The 26,709-nt window shown below is 33.8% G+C and carries 20 protein-coding genes and 2 pseudogenes; 12 read left to right on the top strand and 10 right to left on the bottom strand.

The window, feature by feature from the left end; genetic code table 11:
- Window positions 1-83 precede the first annotated feature (83 nt).
- Window positions 84-1,556 carry an O-antigen ligase family protein gene (locus AC1Q8L_RS19675; RefSeq protein ID WP_000880753.1) on the bottom strand — a complete coding sequence of 491 codons (1,473 nt, stop codon included), beginning with the start codon at window positions 1,554-1,556 and terminating at the stop codon, window positions 84-86.
- A gap of 464 nt (window positions 1,557-2,020) precedes the next feature.
- Here AC1Q8L_RS19675 and AC1Q8L_RS19670 point away from each other — a divergent pair, with 464 nt between their 5' ends.
- The 3 genes and pseudogenes from AC1Q8L_RS19670 (at window position 2,021) to AC1Q8L_RS19660 (ending at window position 4,089) form a co-directional block, all read left to right on the top strand.
- A complete protein-coding gene (locus AC1Q8L_RS19670) occupies window positions 2,021-2,653 on the top strand; it encodes a trimeric intracellular cation channel family protein (RefSeq protein WP_000924377.1) in 633 nt (210 codons plus the stop codon).
- A gap of 131 nt (window positions 2,654-2,784) precedes the next feature.
- Window positions 2,785-3,333 (top strand): annotated as a pseudogene (locus AC1Q8L_RS19665) (protoglobin family protein); the annotation flags it as partial.
- Between the two features lie 15 nt (window positions 3,334-3,348).
- Window positions 3,349-4,089 (top strand): methyl-accepting chemotaxis protein, encoded by a 741-nt coding sequence (locus tag AC1Q8L_RS19660; RefSeq protein WP_375852790.1) that lies wholly within the window; start codon window positions 3,349-3,351, stop codon window positions 4,087-4,089.
- Between the two features lie 209 nt (window positions 4,090-4,298).
- Here AC1Q8L_RS19660 and AC1Q8L_RS19655 read toward each other — a convergent pair whose 3' ends face one another.
- Window positions 4,299-5,612: an ArnT family glycosyltransferase gene (locus AC1Q8L_RS19655; protein ID WP_001015628.1), complete on the bottom strand. Its 1,314-nt coding sequence runs from the start codon at window positions 5,610-5,612 to the stop codon at window positions 4,299-4,301.
- A gap of 298 nt (window positions 5,613-5,910) precedes the next feature.
- Between AC1Q8L_RS19655 and AC1Q8L_RS19650 the strand changes: the two genes are divergently transcribed.
- Window positions 5,911-6,423 carry an acyl-CoA thioesterase gene (locus AC1Q8L_RS19650; protein WP_000412126.1) on the top strand — a complete coding sequence of 171 codons (513 nt, stop codon included), beginning with the start codon at window positions 5,911-5,913 and terminating at the stop codon, window positions 6,421-6,423.
- Window positions 6,424-6,484: 61 nt separating this feature from the next.
- Here AC1Q8L_RS19650 and AC1Q8L_RS19645 read toward each other — a convergent pair.
- Window positions 6,485-7,088 (bottom strand): annotated as a pseudogene (locus tag AC1Q8L_RS19645) (4-amino-4-deoxy-L-arabinose transferase); the annotation flags it as partial.
- A gap of 200 nt (window positions 7,089-7,288) precedes the next feature.
- Between AC1Q8L_RS19645 and AC1Q8L_RS19640 the strand changes: the two are divergent.
- From AC1Q8L_RS19640 to AC1Q8L_RS19615, 6 genes are all read left to right on the top strand, one after another.
- Window positions 7,289-8,269 (top strand): glycosyltransferase family 2 protein, encoded by a 981-nt coding sequence (locus AC1Q8L_RS19640; RefSeq protein WP_000970511.1) that lies wholly within the window; start codon window positions 7,289-7,291, stop codon window positions 8,267-8,269.
- 97 nt (window positions 8,270-8,366) lie between these two features.
- On the top strand, window positions 8,367-9,779 hold the full coding sequence (locus AC1Q8L_RS19635; RefSeq protein WP_000856145.1) for an oligosaccharide flippase family protein: 1,413 nt from the start codon (window positions 8,367-8,369) through the stop codon (window positions 9,777-9,779).
- A gap of 144 nt (window positions 9,780-9,923) precedes the next feature.
- Window positions 9,924-11,477, top strand: a complete 1,554-nt coding sequence (locus AC1Q8L_RS19630; protein ID WP_000055383.1) for an ABC-F family ATP-binding cassette domain-containing protein — start codon at window positions 9,924-9,926, stop codon at window positions 11,475-11,477.
- Window positions 11,478-11,697: 220 nt separating this feature from the next.
- Entirely contained in the window at window positions 11,698-13,152 is a 1,455-nt protein-coding gene (locus tag AC1Q8L_RS19625; protein WP_001122909.1) for a glycosyltransferase family 39 protein, read from the top strand.
- 144 nt (window positions 13,153-13,296) lie between these two features.
- Window positions 13,297-13,680: a GtrA family protein gene (locus tag AC1Q8L_RS19620; protein ID WP_000413280.1), complete on the top strand. Its 384-nt coding sequence runs from the start codon at window positions 13,297-13,299 to the stop codon at window positions 13,678-13,680.
- 36 nt (window positions 13,681-13,716) lie between these two features.
- A complete protein-coding gene (locus AC1Q8L_RS19615; RefSeq protein WP_001170716.1) occupies window positions 13,717-14,688 on the top strand; it encodes a glycosyltransferase family 2 protein in 972 nt (323 codons plus the stop codon).
- A 29-nt stretch (window positions 14,689-14,717) separates the two neighbouring features.
- On the opposite strand, the gene AC1Q8L_RS19610 is transcribed toward AC1Q8L_RS19615, so the two are convergent.
- Window positions 14,718-15,587: a TetR/AcrR family transcriptional regulator gene (locus AC1Q8L_RS19610; RefSeq protein ID WP_000659599.1), complete on the bottom strand. Its 870-nt coding sequence runs from the start codon at window positions 15,585-15,587 to the stop codon at window positions 14,718-14,720.
- A gap of 140 nt (window positions 15,588-15,727) precedes the next feature.
- Here AC1Q8L_RS19610 and AC1Q8L_RS19605 point away from each other — a divergent pair, with 140 nt between their 5' ends.
- Window positions 15,728-18,844 carry an efflux RND transporter permease subunit gene (locus AC1Q8L_RS19605; protein WP_086387487.1) on the top strand — a complete coding sequence of 1,039 codons (3,117 nt, stop codon included), beginning with the start codon at window positions 15,728-15,730 and terminating at the stop codon, window positions 18,842-18,844.
- Between the two features lie 28 nt (window positions 18,845-18,872).
- Here the strand turns inward: AC1Q8L_RS19605 and msrB are convergent, their stop codons facing one another.
- From msrB to lytS, 6 genes are all read right to left on the bottom strand, one after another.
- Window positions 18,873-19,838, bottom strand: coding sequence for a peptide-methionine (R)-S-oxide reductase MsrB (gene msrB, locus AC1Q8L_RS19600; protein ID WP_000290179.1), 966 nt, complete (start codon window positions 19,836-19,838; stop codon window positions 18,873-18,875).
- A 101-nt stretch (window positions 19,839-19,939) separates the two neighbouring features.
- Window positions 19,940-20,974, bottom strand: coding sequence for an AI-2E family transporter (locus AC1Q8L_RS19595; RefSeq protein ID WP_001166009.1), 1,035 nt, complete (start codon window positions 20,972-20,974; stop codon window positions 19,940-19,942).
- 324 nt (window positions 20,975-21,298) lie between these two features.
- Complete coding sequence (gene lrgB / locus AC1Q8L_RS19590) at window positions 21,299-21,991, bottom strand: antiholin-like protein LrgB (protein ID WP_000168869.1); 693 nt, start codon at window positions 21,989-21,991, stop codon at window positions 21,299-21,301.
- 35 nt (window positions 21,992-22,026) lie between these two features.
- Window positions 22,027-22,458, bottom strand: a complete 432-nt coding sequence (lrgA, locus tag AC1Q8L_RS19585; RefSeq protein WP_000104913.1) for an antiholin-like murein hydrolase modulator LrgA — start codon at window positions 22,456-22,458, stop codon at window positions 22,027-22,029.
- 132 nt (window positions 22,459-22,590) lie between these two features.
- Window positions 22,591-23,331, bottom strand: coding sequence for a LytR/AlgR family response regulator transcription factor (locus tag AC1Q8L_RS19580; RefSeq protein ID WP_000921848.1), 741 nt, complete (start codon window positions 23,329-23,331; stop codon window positions 22,591-22,593).
- The gene (lytS, locus tag AC1Q8L_RS19575) at window positions 23,309-25,078 is read right to left on the bottom strand and encodes a two-component system sensor histidine kinase LytS (protein WP_000933592.1); all 1,770 of its coding nucleotides are present in this window, start codon (window positions 25,076-25,078) and stop codon (window positions 23,309-23,311) included. Before lytS ends, AC1Q8L_RS19580 begins: the two co-directional genes overlap by 23 nt.
- Window positions 25,079-25,402: 324 nt before the next feature.
- On the opposite strand from lytS, the gene AC1Q8L_RS19570 reads away from it, so the two are divergent.
- On the top strand, window positions 25,403-26,701 hold the full coding sequence (locus AC1Q8L_RS19570) for an MFS transporter (RefSeq protein WP_098311683.1): 1,299 nt from the start codon (window positions 25,403-25,405) through the stop codon (window positions 26,699-26,701).
- Window positions 26,702-26,709: the final 8 nt, after the last annotated feature.

Below are 26,709 nucleotides of genomic sequence, written 5' to 3'. Positions count from 1 at the left end.
TTTAAATCCTCGCTACGTTTCCATCTATTTTTATTTTACTGTACTAAAAAATAAAAGCTAACAAAAGTTAGCTTTTATTTTTATCATTCAATTTCTAGGTCTACTATTAGATAAGCTAACACCACTACAAAGTAAATTCCAACTCCTGGTGCTGTTAAAATATGTCCTGCAATATAAGCAATACCTAACGCTAACAATAAGCTTGCTGAAATCATTCCATATTTTATATTAAATATGTCCTTAAATCTCGTAGCAAATGCTAGTAGAATTCTTAGCCCGTAATAAATAAATGGAATCATTAGTAATACAAAGCCAATAATCCCGAAATCGTAAAACCAATCATGGAAGTCCATTTCAATTAGTTTTGGATCTGGCTGCTTTTGTTCATTGTATTTAAAGTTACCTGCATAACCCATTCCTAATAACTTTTGTGACATTGGCGCTTCTTTAAAGAACTGCTTATGTCTTTCTTCATATACTTGACGTCCACTGAAAATAAGGTTTTCTTGATTTTCTTTCTTTTGCTCTTTCTCAAGTTCTTTCTTAACTTCCTCTTCTATCTTCGCCTTTTCTTCTGGCTTTTCAACTTTATGATGATTTTCTTCTTTTGCTTTAAGTTCTTGTTCTTTTTTCAACTTATCTTTAATTTCTTGTTCTTTTTGGCCTTGCTGAGCCACATTTTGCTCTGATAAATAATTATTATGAATGCCCATATTTTGTGCTAATGGTGTTTGTTTAAACGTCCCAACTACACCAGCTAATAGGACAATAGCAATTACTGCGTTAAGTGCAAGAGATTTTTTGTTCGGATTTTTTCTATTAAATAATAATTGTAGTACAATGATCCCGATTGCTGCTGCCAACGTAGCACCAATTGAGCCCATTCCTACTTTTGTACCAACTTGAATTAATGAGTAAATCATTAAAAGTGATGGAATCCAATATAAAATATGTTTCCAGCTCTTTGTTTTTTGAATAGAATATAGTACCACAATAGGGAAAATAATAGCTAAGATTGAACCTAGTTCATTCCCTGCATAGAACCAACCTCGAGAACCAACCTTCATCCATTCATAACTACCAAAGTCAGTAGATGTTGAAATAGAAATAACCATAATTGCGTTAATGATTAATGTAGAATATACAATACTATTTCGAACCTTATCACTAATATTAACTTTCGTTTTCAATGATTTTAAAGCTAAAATGTATGATCCCAGCATAATATATATATATAATGCTTTCGCAACGAATTTAACTTCTTCACTAAGTACAATAGGATCCTTAACTAGTTTGTTATTAATAAATCCTATCCCTAAAACGCCGGCTAATAATATAAGATAAATTAAAAACTTTCTATTTTCCTTCTCTTTTGCCTGAATTAAAATGTAAATACCACCAACAGCCATAATAAGGAATCTTACTAAAATTCCAACGGTAGCATTTGACTTTAATAAAGTGATGCTAAGAGACGTTAATAAATCTAAAACAGGCTGTAAAATAATAAAAAAGAGCAAAAAATGCTCAAATCTAACCCTAGCTTGATTTGCTAACATTCCAAGACCTCCATACAAAATCTTAACATTATCTTTTAATCATAATTTATTATCGTTAAAACACACCTAGCAATTATAACATAACTCATATTTAAATTGAGAACTTATTTTTATGCCGAAACTAACCAAATCCAGCTTAAGTAGTGCTAGAAAACATTATCCTTTAGCTATTCTTCCCTATCTCTATAAAAACTATCTAACACTCTTCCACTTATTATCAGCATTATAGTAACATTTGTTAATTTATTTATAAGTATATAAAATTTAATAATTACATACAAACACCCACTCGGCTATCCTACAACTAAAGATTAACCTTGCTTCGTTTTCTCCTAAGCATTTTCAAACGCTTTCTTTATGTATTTTATCCGTTTTTATACATGTAACGAAAAGTAATTGTTATTTCCAATACTTTAGTGTATATTTTTTCTCTGGAACATCTTTAAGAGAAAGGGATTAAGGCCATGTTATTAATCGATATATTTACGTTTCTTGGCATTATCGCCGCTGCCATTTCTGGTACATTAGTTGGTTTAAAAAAAGATTTAGATTTATTTGGTGTCCTTTGTTTAGCTGTAGCTACTGCGCTCGGCGGCGGTATTATTCGTGATATCATGATTGGTAACCTGCCCCCTGTCGCATTTGTAAAACCCATTTACTTTTTCGTAAGTGTATTATCAGCATTATTTACTTGTATGTTTTTTGAGCGTATCAATAAACTTCAAGTCGTTATTATGCTTTCTGATGCTGTTGGATTAGGCGTTTTTACAGCTATTGGTGCAAATGCGGCAATGTCACATCATGTTGACGCCTCATTTCTAGTTGTTTCAATGGGAGTCATTACAGGTATTGGAGGCGGTATTTTGCGTGACATTTGTGCTCAAGATATCCCTTACGTATTCCGAAAAGAGATTTACGCAATCGCTTCTATCTTAGGAGCAATTAGCTTCCTAATCACATACGCTATGGGGGCGCACGTATTAGCTTTCTATGTTTGTTTATTAGTAACATTCGTTATTCGTGTCGTCACTGTAATATATAATGTGCATTTCCCTGTTTTCTTTAAAACACATGCTAAAATTAATAAAGGCCATTAAGAGAATTCTATCTAGAATTCTCTTAATTTATATACTATTCAACGAACTAATATAGAGTAATTATATATAAGCATATATAATTACTCTATATTAGTTTTAAAATTGAAAACGTTTTATATACAGGGGGAAGAATGATGCTTGGGGTTTTCAGAAAAAATATTAATAAAACAAATGCCAGTATAATCGAATTAAGTAAGGACCAACAAATAACTTTTAATGTACCTACTAATTCTGAATTGAAAATTCAAATGGATATGCTACATATTTCAAAAGAAGATTTACAAGTTGTAAAAGTACTACAGCCTTTTATTTATGCAGAAATTGATTGGATTACTGAAAAATTCTATGCCAACATTACAAAACAACCTAATTTAATTACTATTATTGAACGTTACAGCTCTATTCCAAAACTAAAACAAACTTTAAAAACACATATTAAAGAATTATTCAGCGGCAATATGCATGAAGATTTCATTGAACAGCGTGTTAGAATTGCCAAAAGACATGTGCAAATTGGTTTACATCGAAAATGGTATACTGCTGCTTATCAAGAATTATTCCGCTCTATCATGAAGATTTTGCAAACAAAAATAACAACAATCGATGATTTTTCCTATTCTATAAATGTCATAAATAAATTATTCACTCTTGAACAAGAACTTGTTCTTGCAGCTTATGAATCTGAATATGAAAGAATGCAAAAAGAGCATGAGAAAGAAAAAGAACTAACTGCTATGACAATTACGCATATTGCAACAGAACTAGCTGCTGTATCTGAAAAGACAAGCTCTTCTATTCAAAAGCTAACCGCTAAGTCTGAAACTATTGTAGAGATTGCTAAAACAGGTACATCATTAGCTACAACATCTGAAGAAAAAGCGAATAAAGGGAAAGAACAATTAAACCAGCAAAACAAACGAATGGGATCTATTCAAATGAATATGGAAACGATTATTACAGATACTCATGAACTTCTTGATATTTCTAACAAAATTAACGAAATCATAGATATCGTTAAATCAATCGCGGAGCAAACAAATTTACTCGCACTAAATGCTGCTATCGAGTCTGCACGTGCTGGAGAATTTGGGAAGGGGTTTTCTGTTGTTGCTGGTGAAATCCGAAAATTATCAGAGCAAACGAAAGAATCTATCTTTAACGTTACAAAGCTCGTCGAAAAAACAAATGAACAAATTATCCGTGTCTCGTCTTCCGTGAAACAAATTAGCTCTCTCGTATCAGAAGGAACCGATAGTATGTCGGCAACAGATCGATACTTCCAAGAAATTGTAAAAGATATGTCTAACTCAAAAGAACAGAATAAGAAAATTGAACATGAGCTACAAGCTATTTCACAAGTAATGAAAGGAATTCAAGATGATTCCTCACAAATGGCTCTAACAGCCGATAATTTACAACTAGAACTAAATCGATAAGATAAAGTGAAACTTTAATCAGCCCTCAACAATCGGGCTTTTACAGGCAGTCCGCCCCCACCTAACTTCTTTGCTTTCGCTGATTTTGAGGTGGGGTCTGACTGTCCGGAAAATAGCGGAATAAAATTCAGGTCCGGCATACTTTCCATTTTGCACTGACTACTAAATTTCATCTTCCATCAAAAAAAAGAATCCAGAATGGATTCTTTTTATTTTCTGAAAAATATTTTTTGACAATACACATAACTCATATAAACACCAAAGCTCTGCAAAATAAACAATGCCGGCATAATTACATTGTAATATGCCATATCTACTTGGAAAAGCCTTAACAATACGTAGCCACTAATTAAAAATAAGAACAACATATACCCTTCATTTTGTTGTTTCTTAATAAGGAAGTGCAATAGAGCTATAGTCATAAACAATGTTACGGCTATATATATCAGTTTTTCACATTTGAAAAGAATAGAATTTATCCCCTCATCTGAAAACTGATTTATCATCGGTTCTAAAAGTTTAAATCTTTCTCCCTCAATCTCTTTTAACTTTTGATCAATATGCTCTGTTACACTTTGATTTTTCGATATTTTTTCCTCATGTTTCTTTTTTCCAATTAAGACAGATTGAACATACGTCTCATTCGAAATCGTATATTGTGACAATCCCATTGCCTTAATTCCATAATTCACACCAAAATGAGTACTATAAAATAGAATAAGTATCCCTACCATCTTTAGTAACACTTTTTGTTTCGTTGCTGATTGAGACACTTCAATTAATAATACATATACAGTGATAAAAATAGGAAGAAATAATCCTATCGGGAAAATCATATTACTAAATGCAAATAAAACCGCTGAAAACACCCACATATAAGGATGATCTAACCCTTTATATAAAAGTATGTAACAAGCAAAATAAAATAAAAATATTGCAAGTGACTCAGGAGTTAATACGGAACTCAGCAATATATTTGGAATATACAGAGCATAAAATATAGAAGCAATACGACCGCATTCTTCTCCAAAAACCATTGCCGCAATACGATAAATAAAAAATGCGGTTCCTGCGCAAAATAACACATTAAATAGTTGTAAAGCGAATAATGTATCACCGAATATACGAATGATTACTGACTCATATATAATAAAAGGCAAATGAGTTACAGTCCCTATATTATTACCAATTGCAATCTGCTTTGCAGACTCATACATCACTTTCATATCACCAATTATTGGAGCATCTACAAATAACAGCATACTAAGCCTCACAACTATAGATATACTTATAAGAAAAATAAGAAATTGTTTATCTGTAAAACGGTATTGTAGAATTGATGCCACTAACAAAATAAGTATGACGAAAATTGCCAATATGATTGTTACACTTGTTGTACTTCCTCCAAAGAATTGCTTACTTGTCTCAAATGCTACCCAACAACTATAAGCGAAAAATGCGAGCATCGCACCGATCGTAATTTTATTGAAGAAAGATGAAAAATTTGTTTGTATATGATTCATATGTCCATTGCACCTCTATTTCCATTCATAACAAAATGATTCTATCATGAATGGGTACACGGCTGATAGGGAATTTCTATGACGAATACATAGTCATTACTTTTTACTTGCAATGTAAGCGAATCCTCTTTTACACTACATTTTAGATAAAATAAATTTTCTTTCAGTTACATGAATACAAATACAGAAGTTTAAATAATCCTCTTTTGGAATACACTTTACTTCATTAAATATCTAATATGAGTACTCCACTTACACATATTATTCTGATTGAAAACAGACTATAGGGGCTGAATATATGGAAAAGAAATTCATGCGAGAATCTAAAGCAATTAAGACAACACGTGTTTTTCCTAACGATTTAAATAATCACCAAACACTTTTTGGAGGGAAATTATTAGCAGAAATTGATAGTATTGCTTCAATTGCGGCTGCAAGACATAGTCGTAAACATTGCGTAACAGCATCTATTGATTCAGTTGATTTTTTAACTCCAATTCACCAAGCTGATTCTGTTTGTTATGAAGCATTTGTGTGTTATACAGGGAAATCTTCAATGGAAGTTTTCGTAAAAGTAATCGCAGAAAATTTATTAGCAGGCGAGCGTAGAATTGCTGCTACTTGCTTCATTACATTTGTGGCTATAAAAGATGGAAAACCTTCGTCCGTACCACAAGTACTACCTGAAACTCAGGAAGAACATTGGTTACACACAACCGGTTTAGAACGCGCGGAAAACCGAAAAAAGGGACGTTTAAAAAGTAAAGAGATGGCTGAAGTTTTAACTTTAAGTAAGCCTTGGAATATTTAACATAATCTTCTCATCATACATGCACAGGTCCTTCCTTGCATGTATTTTTTATTATAAAAAATACTATCGCTTGCTTCATCATAATGCGGAATGGATAGCGCTTCATTAAAAGATATATAAATAATAGTATTGGATATAAAGCAACTTGTAGGCGTAAGTACAATGCTAAAAAGTAGAAAATGTTTCGTTTTATGAGTATCAGCTAATTTTAAGCTCCAATATAATAATCCCAATGAAAAGAATAGAAACTGTCCTTCTGTTAAAGTTAAATTTTCCACAACAATCTCTGGAGGATACACCGCTAATAAGAAAGCACCTATTAATCCTGCAGCGGGATTCAATAAATAAGTACCAATCTTATAAGTTAGTAAAATAATAAGTACTCCTAATAGGATAATAATTAATTTAGCTACAAAAAGGCCTTTATTACCATTTCCAAAAAAGTAAAATACAGTAACTAAAAACACTGGAAAACCTGGCATAATATGAATAGGTGGTTTATCAAGCTCATGATATATTAACATTCCTGTTTCCAATAAAATAGTTTCCATTTTTTGATAACCTATATCATCGCTAGCTAGAGTCAAATCTGCACCATGTGTTTGTAAAGTTGCAAAACGAAGCGCAAATCGCCTTAACATTTCATATTTCCCCTTAAAATACATAATTTTCAAATTTTATTTATATATTTTCACAAGAAAATATATTCTATTATTGTACTTTGTATACAAAGTACAATAATAGAAAGTTGATTTACAAAGTTTATATGCGTTAAACTGATACAGATGTTCTTGTAATCCTCTTCCTTTCAAAAGGCTTGTATATATGGTGCAAGACATAAAAAATTTGAGGAGATAAAAATTCTATGATGGAACAAAAACAACTTGTTTCTGTTGTCATACCTCTGTATAACACAGAAAAATATATTGAAGACACAATGCAGTCAATACTGGATCAAACATATAAAAACATTGAAATTGTAATTGTAGATGATGGAAGTAAAGATCAATCACCTTCTATCGTAAAAAATCTTGCAGAAAAATATCCGGGGCAAGTAAAATACGTTCACCAAAAAAACCAAGGCGTTTCAGTAGCTCGTAATACAGGGATTGAAAATGCTAGCGGGGAATACGTCGCTTTCCTTGATAGTGATGACTTATGGCATCCAACTAAAATTGAGAAACAAATCGAGAGTATGCATAAAAACAACATGGATGCGTGCTATTGTGGTTATATGAATTTTTACGAAGAAACAGGCGAAAAGATTGAGCATACAACAAACTTTATTAAAGGTGATATGGCAAAAGCATTCTTAACACACCAAGTTGTTGCTCAAACAAGTACTTGGATTTTCAAACGCTCTATCGCAATGAATCATAATATCCGTTTTACACCAGGATGTAGCTGGGGAGAAGACTTGGAGTTTTTATTTAAACTAATGAGTGTGACAAATGTATGCTATGTGGATGAATATTTAACATATTATAGAATCTTATCCGAAGGAAATCTTTCTTCTAAATATAAAGATTACGAATTAAAAACAACTAAAGAACTGGAAGTATTCAATCGTATGAAAGACTGGGTACATAATAAATCTCAAGACTTCATTACGAAAGACCCTCAGTCACTTATTGAGATTCTTGAGACTTATTTATTCCCTTATACGGTTATCAATAATGCTTGTATATACATTAAAGAAAACTCTCAATTAAATAATGCCCAAGTTCAATTAATCAAAAAAGATATAAAGAAATATTGCCGTAAAATCTATTCAAAAAATGGAAAGCGTAGTAAAAAACTATATGCAATGCTTTGGTTTGTACGAATTAAATTTCTGTTTTCTTAAACTGAAAATATAGTACTCATCTCTCTTTCCGTAAACAAATCAAATTTACAAATAGGACAAACGAAAAAGGTCCTAAAGAATAGAAAGGTTTTTTCTCATGAAAACAAATAAGATTCTTAAAAATGCCTCCTACCTATTTGTAGGAAATATTACTGTTCGATTTGTACTTGCTATCGCGACGATTCTCTTCGCAAGATACGTTTCTCCTGGTGAGTATGGGATGTTTACAACTGCATTAGCAGTTTCCGCTGTTATTTGTTATTTCACAGATGCAGGTTTGACACATACGTTTATGCGTGAAGGAACGAGAAAGGATGCAAATATTAGCGTACTAATCAGTAGTTATTTACGCATTCGTTTCGTATTAGCTGTCGTAATTTCTGTACTCTTCGCTATTTTTGCTCAGTTCTTCTATACAGATGCCTACTTACGCGCCATGGTATATTGGGTTGTACTACCAACAATGTTTGGAGCAACTTTACAAGGTGTCGGGATGGCTTACTTCCAAGTAACAGAACGTATGCAATTTACAGCCATTATTTCTGTAATACAAGGTGTAACAGCCGCAGCTGCTCTTCTACTAGGAATGTCATTTAAATGGTCACTTATGATGGTCGCTGCCATGTACGGAATATCCAGTCTTGTAACAGGTGTCATCGCCTTTATAATGGTAATTCGCCATACGACAGTTCATAAGGGCTGGGACAAAGGGATTTTAGATCAACTGCTGATTTTCACAATCAATGGCATTATCATTATGCTCTTGCCACAGTTAGGGCCTATTATATTAGAAAAAGTCTCAACGTACGAGCAAGTTGGATTCTTTGGAGCTGCTTCTAAAATACCCGCTGTACTTTATCAAATACCCGGTGTAATTGCAGCAGCCTTTTATCCAAAGTTATTTGCTTTTGGAAATGAAAAAAATATTGATGAACATAGAAAACTATCTCTGTTTGAATTAAAGCTTATGTCTTTCTTAGGAATGGGGATTTCTATCCCATTCATCGCTAATCCAAGATTTTGGATTGTTACTTTATTAGGTGAAGAGTATGCCCCAGCTGGTGACGCTCTTGCAATTTTAGCCTTTATGGTCATTTTACAATCTATCAACTACCCACTTGCTGATAATTTAACGACAATTGGTCAACAGTGGAAGCGTGCGACAACGATGGGGATTGGATTAGCTGTTGCTGTCATAAGTTACATCGTATTAGGTAGCCAATTTGGAATGATGGGAGCAGCTGTAGCTGCTATCCTTACCGAGATTACATTATTAATCGGCTTTACTTTATTCGCTCGTAAAGGCTTTACATTACTATTCAAAGGAACAATATTCAATGCACTAGCATTTATAATCAGTTACGCTCTATATCGTACTGTGTTAATTAACTTACCACCACTAGTAGCTTTAACACTTACTGGTATATTGTACGGCATTATCGGTCTTGCAATTGACCCACAAATACGCAGGTTACTTTTAGGGTTTGCGAATAAAAAGCTAGGCAGATAAACAACAACGAAGCAAGTTTCTCTTCCAAATTATGAGGAGAAACTTGCTTTGTTTACTTATATACATTTTTTGAAATGATAGCATTATATCGAAGAATTTAGTATCATGATTCAAGACACTATTTAGAATTGAACGGAGGACATTATGAGCTTATTAACTGTTGAAAAATTAGGCCATACATTTGGTGATCGTACATTATTTAAAGATGTATCCATGCGCTTACTCGCAGGAGAACATGTTGGATTAGTTGGAGCAAACGGTGTTGGTAAATCAACATTTATGAATATAATTACTGGTGAACTTATCCATGATGAAGGCCGTGTCGAATGGACACCTGGCACAAATTATGGTTACTTAGACCAACATACAATTTTAACACCTGGCCGTACAATTCGTGACGTATTAGCAGATGCATTTTTACCTTTATTTAAAAAAGAAAAAGCTTTAAATGAAGTTACAGAAAAAATGGGAACTGCTACACCTGAAGAATTAGAAGAACTCCTTGAGCAAATGGCGGAAATACAAGATGCTCTTGAAGCAGGCGGTTTCTATTTATTAGATATGAAAATTGAGGAAGCAGCGCGCGGTCTTGGAATTGACGCAATTGGTTTAGATCGTGATGTTGCTGCATTAAGTGGTGGACAACGTACAAAAGTATTACTTGCAAAGTTACTACTTGAGCAACCAGAAGTATTACTATTAGATGAGCCTACCAACTATTTAGACGTTGAACATATTCATTGGTTAACAAATTATTTAAAAGAATATCCACACGCATTCCTATTAATTTCACATGATACGGAATTTATGAATAAATGTGTCGATGTTATTTTCCATCTAGAATTCACAAAGATGACGCGTTATACAGCGACATATGAAAAATTCCTAGAGCTAGCGGAAATTAATAAAAACCAACATATTAATGCTTATGAAAAACAAAAAGAATTTATAAAAAAACAAGAAGATTTTATTGCGAAGAATAAAGCGCGCTACTCAACGACAGGTCGTGCAAAAAGTCGTCAAAAACAACTCGATCGTATGGAACGTATCGATCGTCCTGAGACGGCGATTAAACCTGAATTCTCGTTTAAAGAAAGTCGCGCAAGTAGCCGATTCGTCTTTGAAGGAGAAAATGTAGAAATTGGATATACACACCCGTTATTACCAAAACTAACAATGACAATTGAACGCGGTGAAAAAATTGCAATCGTCGGATGTAATGGCGTAGGTAAGTCTACACTATTAAAAACGATTTTAGGTAAAATCAAACCATTAAGCGGAAAAACAAGCCTTGGTGATTTCTTAAACCCATCATACTTCGAACAAGAAGTGAAAGCTGATAATATAACACCGATTGATGATGTTTGGAACACGTTCCCTAGCCTAGACCAACATCAAATACGTGCAATGTTGGCAAAGTGCGGTTTAAAAAACGAACATATTTCTCGTCCTCTAAGCCAATTAAGTGGTGGCGAACAAGCGAAAGTCCGTTTATGTAAGCTAATGGGGGAAGAGAGCAACTGGTTACTATTTGACGAGCCAACAAATCACCTTGATGTTACAGCAAAAGAAGAATTGAAGAAAGCGATGAGAGCTTACAAAGGAACAATTCTTTTAGTGTGTCATGAACCAGACTTTTATGAAGATTGGATAACAAAAGTTTGGAATGTTGAAGAATGGTCGCAACACAATTCATAACTTTCCACTACATTTTTCTTACATATTAATTTCTATGTAAGAAAAATGTATTTTTATATTCCGTCCTAATAAAAATATAAAATACATCTCCTATATAGCCCCGGGCGTATTTTGATAAGTAAACTAATCATGGTATTCTTTTAGGTGATACTCTACATACCAAGAATAGAATATTCTCAACTACTAAAATATAATTGATTTGAAGGAGTGTATAAATTTAATGCCGATTACAGCATTTAATAGAATCAATTCTTTTTTGACTAAATCTTTATTAATACTATGTCTCATTATCTTGTCATGGATTACGTGGGAATCATATCTCACAATTAGCGATAAACTAGACGTTCCAAATTCAGTAAGTCTTCCTATTATGATTGGAATTGGGCTCGTTTTTCTTATAGTAGCGTGCTTAATAAATAAATATATGTCATCGCTAACATTCGTGATTTCACTTACTTTATTAGCTTTTATCGTTCGCTTAATTTGGATTCTACAAATACCAAGCGTACCTTTATCAGATTTTGCAATAATGTATAATAGCGCTATTCAAGCTGCCCACGGTGATTTTAGTTTTACAAATACTATATATTTCACTTCGTGGGTGTATCAACTTGGATTTACGATGTATGAAGCGCTCATTATAAAGATTTTTGGAGAAGGAATATTCGCTTTACAATTTTTAAATGTCCTATTTTGTACGGGAACTACAATATTTGTTTATAAAATCACTGCGAAAACATTTAATGAATGGTCCGGACGTATCGCTGGATTGATGTATGCATTATATATTCCAAGTATTATGCTAAGTTCTGTGTTAACAAATCAACATCTAGCTACTTTCTTCTTTTACTTTGGATTTTATTTATTAGTAACTAAAGGATTGCAAAGTGAATATATGTGGATTTTTATTGGTATCTTATTATCTTTAGGGGACATTATGCGACCACTTGGTATGTTAATTTTAATTGCTGTTGCTATTTACATCTTCCTACATGGAATGCTGGGGAAACCTAAAAAAATCATTTTCAATTCTTTTAAGAAATTATGTGGGATTTTTATTGTTTTCTACTTAGTTCACTACATGATAAGCTTTGCATTTATCTCTTCTGGAATTACACAATATCCATTATCGAATCGCGATCCTCTTTGGAAATTTGTAGTCGGTCTTAACCATGAAACAAAGGGTGGGTATTCCCATGAAGACGCAGGCCATATTATGTCTCTAGAGATTGGCGAAGAACGCACTTTAGAAGAAAAGAAAATTATTAAAGAACGATTAGCTGACAAGGACAAGGTTATATCATTATTTGAAGAGAAGTTTGCACTTATGTGGGGTGATACCGATTCTTCACCATCATGGAGCTTATATACACCTAACTTTGAAATTCTGGATGGGATGCAAGATTTAAAAGAGAATGCTATTCTATATGAGCGCTATATGTATACAGCTGCGATGTTCTTCGGAATAATAGCGATTCTTTACCTTATAGTAACAAAACAAGACAATCTTCATTACACATTATTCTTACTACTAATTGTTGGATATGTATTAATTCATCTATTAATTGAATACCAAACTAGATACAGGTATTTCATAATACCAAGTTTCAGCATAATACAAAGTTATGGGATATACGTATGTTTTCAATACGTTCGAAAATTCAAAAGAAATTAAGTGCAAAGTACCTCCTTTTCAACCTTGGAGATACTTTCTTATAAATAAATAATATGAAGTTCAAAAATATGTTATACTATCTACTGGTATCTTTTTTCCTATACCACCTAAATTTATATATTTTATAAAAATGAGGATAATATTATGGAGAAACTCTTAAAGTTTGGTTTAGTAGGAATCTTTAATACGCTCATTACAATTATTAGCTTTTGGATATTATTAAAATTTGGGATGAACTACCTTATTGCGAATACCATTGCCTATTTAATTGGTGTTGCCAATAGCTACTATTGGAATAAAAATTGGGTGTTTAAACCTAATAATAAAAGCACGTCAATGTTCTTTAAATTTCTAACTGTAAATTTAATTGTATTGGCTTTTAATACATTATGTTTATTTATATTAGTAGATAAACTTGCCTTTAATGCGCTAATTGCACAGATTTTCGCAATTGGTGTCGGAATGGTTATCAATTTTGTCCTTAATAAAATTTGGACATTCAACCAAACTGAAAAGGCTACTAATTAAACTTAAACAACTTATTAAAACTACGGAGGATACAACATGCAAAAATTAATTTCGGTTGTAGTTCCTATGTACTTCGAGGAAGAAGTAGCGCAGGAATGTTATAACCGTTTAAAGTCCGTTATGCTTCAAAATGATATTAATTACGAGTTTGTCTTTGTAAACGACGGTAGCACAGACCGTACAATGGAAATCTTATCTGAGATTGCATCAAATGATTACCGTACAAAAATCGTTAATTTCGCGCGTAACTTTGGACATCAAGTAGCCGTTACAGCTGGTATTGCTGCTGCAAAAGGTGATGCTATTGTAATTATAGATGCAGACTTACAAGATCCACCTGAAGTTATTCCTGAACTTATTGCAAAATGGGAAGAAGGATATGAAGTTGTTTATGCAAAACGTAAACAACGTAAAGGTGAAACTTGGTTTAAACTTTTAACAGCTAAGTATTTCTATAAATTCTTAAATTACATGTCCGATATCGATATCCCAAAAGATACTGGTGATTTCCGAATCATCGATCGTAAAGTAGCTGATGTTTTCAATCAAATGACTGAGCGCAATCGTTTCATTCGTGGGATGATGTCTTGGGTTGGCTTCCGCCAAACGTATGTTGAATATGAACGTGACGAGCGCTTTGCTGGTGAAACAAAATACCCATTGAAGAAAATGATTAAATTTGCATCTGATGGCATTATTGCGTTTTCAACAAAACCGTTACGTATAGTTATGACTTTAGGCTTATTATCAGTTCTCATTTCAATAATTGTCTTAGTATATACAATTACTGTGAAAATTATTGGCTCTGGTACGCAAACAGGTTGGGCATCTATTATGGTCGCTATTACATTCTTTAGCGGTATTCAGTTACTTGGCCTTGGAATCGTCGGTCAATATATTGCTCGTATTTATGACGAAAGTAAAAACCGTCCAATTTATATCGTGAAAGAAACAATTAACCTTGAAAAAGAAGAGACTGTACAGAAAAAAGAAATAGTGAATATATAATAAAAAGGTAACAATGAAAGCCATCATTGTTACCTTTTTATATTGTAATACTCCATAATCCGCAAGCGAAATTCCTTTAAATTTGGATATACCTCTAAGTTAGATAACATCCCTTGAATGACTGGAATTCTAGGGTTTGACCTCATTTCTGACTCTAAAACATCTAATGTAACAAGCAATTCATCATCTTCTAATTGATCAGCTAATGTTCGCTTAAACACAATGATTTCTTTTAAAAAACGTTCTTTAACTTGCTCCTTAATAAGGTCTGATTTACAAACAAACTCCCCAAGCCCTTCTTCGTGTAGAACAGGTTCTTCCAAAGATTCTATGAGCCCATCTACTAAATGATCTATCCTTTTTAAAATAAATATCGATACATAGGACAAATCAATTTCTAGTGCTTGTAAAATAATTAATTCTAAATACCCACGGCATATACCTTCTACCATAATTACTAAATCCAATAAATATGGCATAACCTTTTCACCATAAATGGACAATAAACTATTCCGATAAAATGCATGAGACTCTAACTTCATCCGCATCATAAATTCTTCCACTTCTTTATTAAACGGAATGGCATTTTCTCTTGCATGCATAATAATAAACTCTTTATGTTTTTGCACATCAGTAAACTGAAAGTATAATTGCTTTTCAAATTTTTCACGTGGTAGTAAAGACTCTTTTTCAATATCCAGCATTTTCTTTTGGATTTTTTCATAATAATATCGAAGCGTCGCTAATAAAAGCTCATCTTTCGATTTAAAGTACAAATAAAAAGCTCCCTTTGAAATACCACAAGTGGTGACGATTTCTTGTACCGACGTTGCATTTACACCCTTAGTCGCAAATAACTTCATAGCCGCTTCTATAATTAAACGCTCTTTTTCTTTCATATCTTCTCTCCTAAATTTAATCTCGCATCTTATTATAAATGTATTATACCATCTCTTTTTATTGACGATTGACCAACTGGTCAGTTATATTATGTATTAGACTGACCAGTTGGTCAATACAATAAAAAGGGAGCGCAAACATGAACAAAATCATCAATTTCTCGTTAAAAAATAAGTTCGCAGTTTGGCTACTAACCATTATTGTTACTATTGCAGGGATCTACTCTGGACTCAATATGAAGCTGGAAACAATTCCTGATATTACAACACCGATTGTAACAGTAACTACGGTCTATCCTGGTGCTACACCAGAAGAAGTAGCTGATAAAGTTTCAAAGCCGATGGAAGAACAACTACAAAATTTAAGCGGTGTTAACGTTGTAAGCTCATCATCTTTTCAAAACGCATCTTCTATTCAAGTAGAATACGATTTTGATAAAAATATGGAAAAAGCAGAAACAGAAATTAAAGAAGCTCTCACAAATGTAAAACTCCCAGAAGGTGTTAAAGATCCTAAAGTTTCACGAGTAAACTTCAATGCTTTCCCAGTTATTTCGTTAAGCGTAGCAAGCAAGAATGAATCTTTAGCTACCTTAACTGAAAATGTAGAAAAAAATGTTGTACCAGGATTAAAAGGACTTGATGGTGTTGCATCTGTCCAAATTGCTGGCCAACAAGTAGATGAAGTACAGCTTGTCTTCAAGAAAGATAAAATGAAAGAACTAGGACTAAGTGAAGATACTGTAAAAAATGTGATTAAGGGATCGGATGTATCTTTACCACTTGGCTTATACACATTTAAAGAAACGGAAAAATCAGTTGTTGTAGATGGCAATATTACAACGATTAAAGCATTAAAAGAACTTAAAATCCCAGCTATACCTTCCTCACCTAACGGTCAAGGTAGTCAAAATGCTGGCGCTGGTGCACAAACGCCGCAAATGAATCCAACTGCTATGAACGGGATTCCAACAGTTACATTAGACGAAATTGCTGACATTAAAGAAGTTGGGAAAGCAGAATCCATTTCTCGAACAAATGGAAAAGAAGCAATTGGAATTCAAATTGTGAAGGCCTCTGATGCAAATACAGTTGATGTTGTAAATGCAGTAAAAGATAAAGTAAAAGATCTTGAGAAAAAATATAAAGATTTAGAGATCATTTCAACATTCGACCAAGGTGCACCTATTGAAAAATCAGTTGAAACAATGCTAAGCAAAGCAATTTTCGGTGCTATCTTTGCGATTGTTATTATTATGCTGTTCCTACGAAATATTCGAACAACGTTAATCTCTGTCGTTTCAATACCACTTTCTTTATTAATTGCTGTTTTAGTCATAAAGCAAATGGATATTACGCTTAACATTATGACACTTGGAGCAATGACCGTTGCTATAGGCCGCGTTGTCGATGACTCAATTGTTGTTATTGAAAATATTTACCGACGTATGTCGTTATCAGAAGAGAAATTGCGCGGAAAAGATTTAATTCGTGAAGCTACGAAAGAAATGTTTATCCCAATTATGTCTTCTACCATTGTAACAATTGCTGTATTTTTACCACTTGGACTAGTAAAAGGTATGATTGGTGAAATGTTCTTACCATTTGCCTTAACTATCGTCTTCGCTTTATTAGCATCATTACTAGTAGCTGTTACAATCGTACCGATGCTAGCTCACTCTTTATTTAAGAAAGAGAGTATGAGGGAAAAAGAAGTACATCATGAAGAAAAGCCAAGTAAATTAGCAAATGGTTATAAACGCATACTTGCATGGGCTTTAAATCACAAAATTATTACATCAAGTATCGCTGTCCTTCTATTGGTTGGTAGTCTTGCACTTGTACCAGTTATCGGTGTAAGTTTCTTACCTTCTGAAGAAGAAAAAATGATTATTGCAACATATAATCCTGAACCAGGTCAAACGTTAGAAGACGTTGAAAAAATTGCAACAAAAGCTGAGAAGCACTTCCAAGATAATAAAGACGTCAAAACAATTCAGTTCTCATTAGGTGGAGAGAATCCAATGAGTCCTGGTCAATCAAACCAAGCAATGTTCTTCGTGCAATATGATAACGACACGAAAAACTTCGAAAAAGAGAAAGAACAAGTCGTTAAAGATTTACAGAAGATGTCTGGCAAAGGCGAATGGAAAAACCAAGACTTCGGAGCAAGTGGCGGTAGTAATGAAATTAAACTATACGTTTACGGAGATAGCTCAGAAGACATTAAGCCTGTCGTAAAAGATATTCAAAATATCATGAAGAAAAATAAAGACTTAAAAGATATAGATTCTAGTATTGCAAAAACATATGCAGAGTACACTTTAGTCGCAGATCAAGAAAAGCTAAGTAAAATGGGCTTAACGGCTGCTCAAATTGGAATGGGACTTTCTAATCAACATGATCGCCCTGTTCTGACAACAATTAAAAAAGACGGTAAAGATATCAATGTATATGTAGAAGCTGAAAAACAAAATTATGAAACAATCGATGACTTAACAAATCGCAAAATTACAACACCACTTGGTAATGAAGTAGCTGTGAAAGATGTTATGACTGTAAAAGAAGGTGAAACATCGAATACAGTAACACACCGAGATGGACGCGTTTATGCAGAGGTTAGTGCAAAACTAACATCTGATGACGTTTCAAAAGCATCTGCTGCAGTCCAAAAAGAAGTAGATAAAATGGATCTTCCTTCCGGTGTAGATGTTTCTATGGGCGGTGTTACTAAAGATATTGAAGAATCATTCAAACAACTGGGCTTAGCGATGTTAGCTGCGATTGCCATTGTATACTTCGTTCTTGTCGTTACATTTGGCGGTGCTCTTGCACCATTCGCAATTTTATTCTCGCTACCATTCACAATTATTGGGGCTCTTGTTGCCTTATTAATCTCTGGTGAAACATTAAGTGTATCTGCAATGATTGGTGCGCTTATGTTAATCGGTATCGTTGTAACAAACGCAATCGTGCTTATCGACCGCGTTATTCATAAAGAAAATGAAGGTCTATCAACACGTGAAGCTTTATTAGAAGCTGGTGCAACACGCCTTCGTCCAATTTTAATGACTGCAATTGCAACAATCGGTGCTCTTATCCCGCTTGCATTAGGATTTGAAGGTAGTGGCTTAATTTCTAAAGGACTTGGTGTAACAGTAATTGGTGGATTAACAAGTTCAACGTTATTAACACTTCTTATTGTTCCAATCGTTTATGAAGTATTAAGCAAGTTCAAAAAGAAAAAAGCAAAATAACAAAAAAATAACCTCGCTAACTGCGAGGTTATTTTTTATTTCCAAACAAGATTAGGAAATCGCCATAGCCTTCTTTCTCTAATTCCTCTTTTGGAATAAATCGAAGAGCTGCGGAATTAATACAGTAACGAAGGCCATTTGGTCCTGGACCGTCTGGAAATACGTGCCCAAGATGTGAGTCTCCTTCTTTACTTCTCACTTCTGTACGTGTCATATTATGACTCACATCCATCTTTTCTTTCACACTTGCTGACATAACTGGTTTTGTAAAACTAGGCCATCCACATCCACTATCAAATTTGTCTAGAGAAGTAAACAGCGGCTCACCTGAAACGATGTCTACATAAAGACCTTCCTCTTTATGGTTCCAATACTCATTTCGAAATGGTGGTTCTGTACCATTTTCCTGTGTTACATAAAACTGCATCTCATTGAGTTTTTCTTTTAAATGAGCATTATCCTTTGGCCAATGTTGCTTAATAAAAGCATCTCGTCCTGAGCCTTTACGATATAACTCATAGCGGAATGTGTTTTTCTTATGATATCCTTGGTGATATTCTTCAGCTGGATAAAATGTAGCTGCTGGTAGTATTTTTGTCGCAATTGGTTTTGAAAAGCGTCCACTCTGCTCAAGCTCTTCTTTTGAGGCCTCAGCTTTTTTATGTTGTTCTTCATTATGATAAAAAATCACCGTTTCATAAGACTGCCCGCGGTCGTGGAATTGTCCCCCAATATCAGTCGGATCAATTTGTCTCCAATATATATTTAACAATTCCTCATACGGCATTTTATTTGCATCAAATGTAATTTGTACTGCTTCATAATGTCCTGTTGTTTCTGAGCACACTTCTTTATACGTTGGGTCCTCTTTATGACCGCCTGTATAACCTGAAACAACCTGTATAATTCCCTCCATCTCTTCAAATGGAGAAACCATACACCAGAAACACCCTCCAGCAAATGTAGCCAATTCTACCTTTTCATTTACAGCCATTACTTCACCCCTATTCTATATTCTCCTTACAGTATGGCATAAGAAACATAATGTTATAAAAGAAAAAGCATCGAACATCGATGCTTTTTCTCTACTTCACTTTATTTTGTTCCAACATCCTTCTCAATTTCATCACTTGTCACGTCTAAAACATCTAGTAAGAAAATGAAGATTGGAATACCGATAATCAGTCCCCATACACCTAAGAAGTGCTCTGAGAAAATTAATACCATAAAAGTATAGAAAATCGGTAAATTTGTTTTTTGCGACATAAACTTCGGATTTAATACGTAACTTTCAAGCGCATGAATCACTGTTACGATAACTAAAATATAAACAACGTACATAATACCGCCAATATTGTAAGCAATCATACAAAGTGGGAATAACGAAATGATAACCCCCGCTACTGGAATTAATCCAAGCAAGAAAATCATTAATGCTAAACCTAATAATTGCGGGAATCCTAATATCCATAGTGCAATCACGGATAAAACACAGTTAACAACTGCAATTAAAAATTGTGCTTCGATTACTTTTCCGAATGAACGTGCAAATTTCTTACCGAAGTACTCAATTTCAGTATAGAAAATTGCAAGCCTGCTTTCTTTAAACTTTGCAGTAAAACCAACAATACGAGATTTTTCTAGTAAGAAAAACAAACTCAAAATTAAAGAAAGTAAAACTTGAAGACCAAATTTACCAACATTCGTAATTGATTTATACAAAATGTCTACGCCTTGTCCTACATATTTAGAAAGCTCCATATGATTGACAGCATTAACTGCATACTTAATTAGTTCACTATCTGGTGGGTTTCTTAAAAATACATTGAATTGGTAAATCAATTGTGAAATTTGTATCGTTAATACTGGTAAATATTTAAATAGTGTAATAGCAATTCCACCAATTAACATTACATATAGAAATGCTATAATAATTTTTCGATTAATAGGCATGAAATGATCTAATTTGCGGGAAATAAACTTTTGGAATCGATCCATTAAATACGTGAGAATAAACGTAATTAATATTAAATTCAACATACTTTGCAGCCCGTATAACACGAGAGCAAGTATTACTAATACGAGTAACCTCTGAAATCCTTTGCTTTGAAACAGGTTTTTTATTTGCATAATCGACGAATACTCTCTCCTGTCCTATAAACTAAAACGTTAATAAGTAGATTTCTCTCTCTTTTCTACTTTTAATTATTCATTCATATTAAGATTTTTATAAACTCATTATATGCCTACCTTAACAGGTATATAGTAGCTTACTTCTTATTTTACAATACAATGACCTAATTCAAAACGTATTCTACATAGTATTAATGAAGATTTAAGGAAACTTACATTTTTTTAAATAGGTCTTACCACTACTGTAACATAAAAAGCAAGCTATCAGTAGAAATCTGTCCTACAAATAGCTTGCTTTTCTTATTTTTTAAGTAAGTTTTACTATCCAATGAATGGCATGAACATCGGGATGACAACTACTGTTACAACCCCAACTACCGTTACAGCGATACTTGCCATCGCTGCCTCTACCTCACCCATTTCAATTCCTACTGCAACTCCTAGTGCATGGCCCGCTGTTCCAAGTGCTAAACCTTTTGCAATCGGATGTTTCACTCTAAATGTTTTTAAGAATAATGCTCCTAATGCGTATACGATAACTGCGTTGAAAATAACCGCAAACGATGTAATTGCAGGAATACCACCAATACTTTCTGAAATTGGTAACGCAATTGCTGTTGTTGCTGCTTGTGGTAGCATTGAATTCATTACTGCTGTATCTAAACCGATTGCTTTTGCAACAATGAACACGACAATTACTGAACAAATAGATCCAACCACGATAGCTGATAAAATTTGCCACCAATATTTTTTCAACTTATCAACTTGTTTATATAGCGGGATAGCGAATGCAATTGTTGCTGGCTCTAAGAAGAAACTAATCATTTTTCCACCAGTATTATATTCTTCAAAAGTAAAGTTACCTACCTTTAGAAAGACAATCCCTAATACCATCGCTACGAATAATGGTGTAAATAGGAAGAACCCTTTTGAATGCTTGAATAATAATGTTCCGATTCCGTATGCGATTAATGAAACGACGATTCCGAAATATGGAGTCATTGTGCTTGCCATGTTCATTACCTCCTAACAATATATAAATTCAATGGTTACGCAACCTTTCCGTGCTTGCGTCCTTTATTTACTATTTTCAATTCTTTTGTATCTTCTGTTTCTTTTTCATCTTTTCCTAAAATGAATTGTGCAAATAATCCTGTTACAGCGAGTAAAATAACTGTTGCTACAACAATTACAGTTAAAATTTGTACAAAGTATTGCCCCATTACACCAAGAGAATTAATAACTGAAATACCTGATGGGACGAAAAGGAATCCGATAATGCCGGTTAAAGCTGTTCCAAGTGATTCAACTTGCTCCAATTTAATTACTTTTAAACATAATAGACTAAATAAAATAACTAACCCGATTACCGATGAAGGCATTGGAATTGGTAAATGCGTTGCAATAATATTTGAAATTAACATAATAGCTGAGAATATAAATACTTGTGATAAGAAACTATATACTTTTTTCGTACTCATTTTGGCCACCTCTTTCGATTTGGTACCTTTATTGTATAGGACATAAACACTAAAGTAAGCGTTTACATAACAGAACGTCAAATATACAGAATCAGTTACAAATATAAAAGGATGAAATACAAAAGCTGCTTCTTAAATACGAAGCAGCTTCTTGAGTTCTTTTGCATATGTACGGCTAACAGGTACTTTCGATCCTTCTTTCATGATTAAATTATAAGTAGAATTGAACCATGGCTGAATTTCAGTAATATGATTAATATTCGCAATAAAGCTACGATGGATGCGCATGAAGCTTGCTTGTGGTAACTTCTTCTCTAAAATTACAAGTGTATCATGTGTTACATACGTTTCCCTCATTGTTTTTACTGTTACTTTCCCATCTACAAGCCCTACATATATAATGTCTTCAATATTCACAAGTACGATTGATTCTTCAATTGGTAATGCTAATTTATGCATCTCTGCTGCTACATCTGTCCCCTTTATTTCGTGCTTCGTTTCTATTTGCGCTTGTTTTTGTTTTTTATACTTCTTTAATGTTTGCACAATACGTTCTTCATCAAATGGTTTTAAAATGTAGTCTAACGCATCTACTTCAAATGCTTGCAGCGCATATTGATCATAGGCAGTAGCAAATACAATTGCAGGTGGATTTTTCATCTTCTTTAATATATTCGCGATTTCAAATCCGTTATCATCGGATAATTGAATATCTAAAAACACAATATCTGGTCTACTTTGCATTAGTTCTTCTAATGCGTCTTCCACACAATCAGCCTCACCAACTATCTCAACTTCTTTCGTTCTCTCTAATAAATACTTTAGTTCATCACGTGCTAACATTTCATCGTCAACTACTAATACTTTTAACACCCGGCTCTTCCTCCCCTACTTTTTTTGGAATAATAAAGGTAATCTCCGTCCCTTTATTTAATTCACTTTCGATATGAAGCATCGTTTCTTTCCCAAATAACCCAATAAGACGTTCATTAATATTATATAAAGCTGTTCCAGTCCCTTTCTTTGATGAAACTACCATCTTTCCTAATTGTTCTAAACGTTCTTCCTCAATTCCCTGTCCATTATCTTTTACTTCAAAGTGAACCATACCCTCTTTTTCAAAAACATGCACTTCCACTTCGCATATTGGTTGCTTCTTCGGAAAAGCATGTCGCAGTGCATTTTCAACCAATAGTTGAAGAACAAATGGTGGTACTAAAGTTGTCTTTAGCTCATCCTCAATATACATCTTTACCTCATACTTATTTGGGAACCTTGCTTGTTCTAATGATAAGTATGCCTGTACGTGGTTTAATTCTTGCTCTAGTGGAATCAATAACTGACGTGCCCCTTGCAAATTACAACGAAAATACACGCTCAGCTGTAATAATAACTTCCTTGCTTTTTCTACATCTGTTCGGCATAAAGCTGATACTGTATTAATCGCATTAAATAAAAAGTGCGGGTTAATTTGTGCTTGTAATGCTTTTATCTCCGCATCTTGAAGTAATTTACTTTGCAACTCAGCTTCTCCTAACTCTAACTGCGTGGAGAATATCTTTGCTAACCCCTCTGCTAATTCTTCTTCAACGCGACTTAACTGGTTAGAATTTTTGAAATACAGTTTTAATGTACCTATCGTATTTCCATGTGAAGTTAGTGGAATAACAATAGCGGCTTGTAAGGGACAGCTTTCATGTTGGCAATTAATAACCTCACGTGATTTCGCCTTCATTATTTGCCCTGTATGTAAAACTTCTTTTGATAAACCAGTTATTAAACTATGTGAAGGAATATGGTGATCTGACGCTAATCCAACGTGCGCTAATATTTTCTCTGTATCTGTTAAAGATACCGCATCCGTTCCTGTAAAGCGGTGAATAATTTGTGCCACATGCTTACACGATTCTTCTGTTAAACCTTGACGAAAATACGGTAACGTTTTATCAGCAATACGCAATACTTTATGAGTCTGAAGTGCTTTTGCATTCTCCTCCTGACGCAAAATAGCTTGTATCATAGAAAGTAAAATAAAACTTCCAAAACTATTTACAAGAATCATCGGTATCGCTATTGTTTTCACAACGCTAATTCCATCCTCTATAATTAATAAAATCATAACCATTTCTAAAGATACGATAAAAACACTTAAAACTGCTGAAAACTTAGGAGTAATTGTACGATTATATTTTTTGAAGATATATCCGATATAACCAGTTATAATCCCCGCTAAAATAGAAGAGATTGCGCAACTTAGCGCTGTCGTACCACCAAGCATATAACGATGAATACCAGCAATAAACCCTACTCCAACCCCTACGATAGGGCCACCAAGTAAGCCACTAATACCAACACCCATAATACGCGTATTCGCAATTGTACTTGACGAAGAAACACCTTGTAACCAATTTTCATTCATAATCGTATTTCCTGCTATTTCAATCCCAGTGTAATTGCTTACAATTGTAAATACCGAAAAAATACAAATAAGCTTAAGCTTATCTACATAGCCATCCTGTTTATGAAGGAGACGTCTGAAAGTTTTAATATGAGAGAGTAAAAATCCTAAAATAACTATAAGTCCGACTCGTTCAATCATCATGAGTACTAAATTTAGCATCTTTGATTCATTCCTTTTTATTTAGTTAGTTTTATTATGGGAAAATAATGAAGTCGGCGTCAAGAAGAACGAAGTATTTTTTGAAATATTTTACACATAATAACTTCCTCTTTATTTGACAATACAATAGAAGAGTGCTAAAAATAAAGTAATATAATACAGTCCTTTAACCCAACCCCGTGAGGTTGAGAAGGAAGTCGGAATACAATATACGTATGTTCTTTTTTTGGGATACGTATGCTTTTTTGGCCTTCTCATCATATCAGGTGAGAAGGCCTTTTGTTATTCTTCCATAGCGACTGTAGAAAATAAGGAGGAGTAATAATGAACGTCACTACTGATGTACAACAAATAACAGAGGAGACGAAAGCGAAAAGATATAAAACATTATTTGGTTCTGCGCTAGGATATGCAGCAGAAGGTTTAGATATGTTGCTATTATCTTTCGTACTTGTCTATATTTTAAAAGAGTTTCACTTAAGTCCTGTTGAAGGTGGAAACTTAACATTAGCTACCACAATAGGGATGTTAATTGGTTCTTATTTATTTGGATTTATTGCTGATTTATTTGGACGTATTCGTACAATGGCCTTCACAATCTTACTGTTTTCACTAGCAACCGCACTCATTTATTTCGCAACAGACTACTGGCAATTATTAATTCTTCGCTTTTTAGTTGGAATGGGAGTTGGTGGTGAATTCGGAATCGGAATGGCCATTGTAACAGAAACATGGTCTAAAGAAATGCGCGCTAAAGCGACATCTGTTGTTGCACTTGGATGGCAATTTGGTGTACTGGTTGCTTCACTCCTTCCAGCATTTATTGTCCCGCATTTTGGATGGAGAGCCGTTTTCTTATTTGGATTAATTCCAGCTTTACTAGCTGTCTATGTCCGTAAAAGTTTAAGTGAACCGAAAATATGGGAGCAAAAACAACGCTACAAAAAAGAACTATTACAAAAAGAAGCTGCAGGTAAATTAACACCTACTGAAGCAGAACAACTAAAACATATAAAAAAATTCCCACTTCGAAAGTTATTTGCCAGTAAAAAAGTAACAATCACAACAATCGGTCTTATTATTATGTCATTTATCCAGAACTTCGGATATTACGGAATCTTCACATGGATGCCAACTATTTTAGCAAATAAATATAACTATACATTAGCAAAAGCAAGTGGCTGGATGTTCATTTCTACCATCGGTATGCTAATTGGAATTGCAACCTTTGGTATTCTAGCTGATAAAATTGGTCGTCGTAAAACTTTTGCAATTTATTATATTGGCGGTACAATATACTGTCTCATTTACTTCTTCTTATTCACAGATTCAACATTATTATTATGGGGAAGTGCATTGCTTGGATTCTTTGCAAATGGAATGATGGGAGGATTTGGGGCAATTTTAGCTGAAAACTATCCTTCTGAAGCTCGCTCTACCGCAGAAAACTTTATTTTCGGTACAGGACGTGGATTAGCTGGATTTGGGCCTGTTATCATCGGCTTACTCGCTACAGGTGGCAACCTACTTGGAGCATTATCCCTGATTTTTATCATCTACCCAATCGGGTTAATTACAATGCTACTATGTGTACCAGAAACAAAGGGAAAAGTATTAGATTAAACGTAAAA

It is taken from the genome of Bacillus sp. GW823-FHT06A11 (assembly GCF_058795355.1).
The sequence above is the reverse complement of the archived record's forward strand: the minus strand, read 5'-3'. Positions and strand labels throughout refer to the sequence as shown.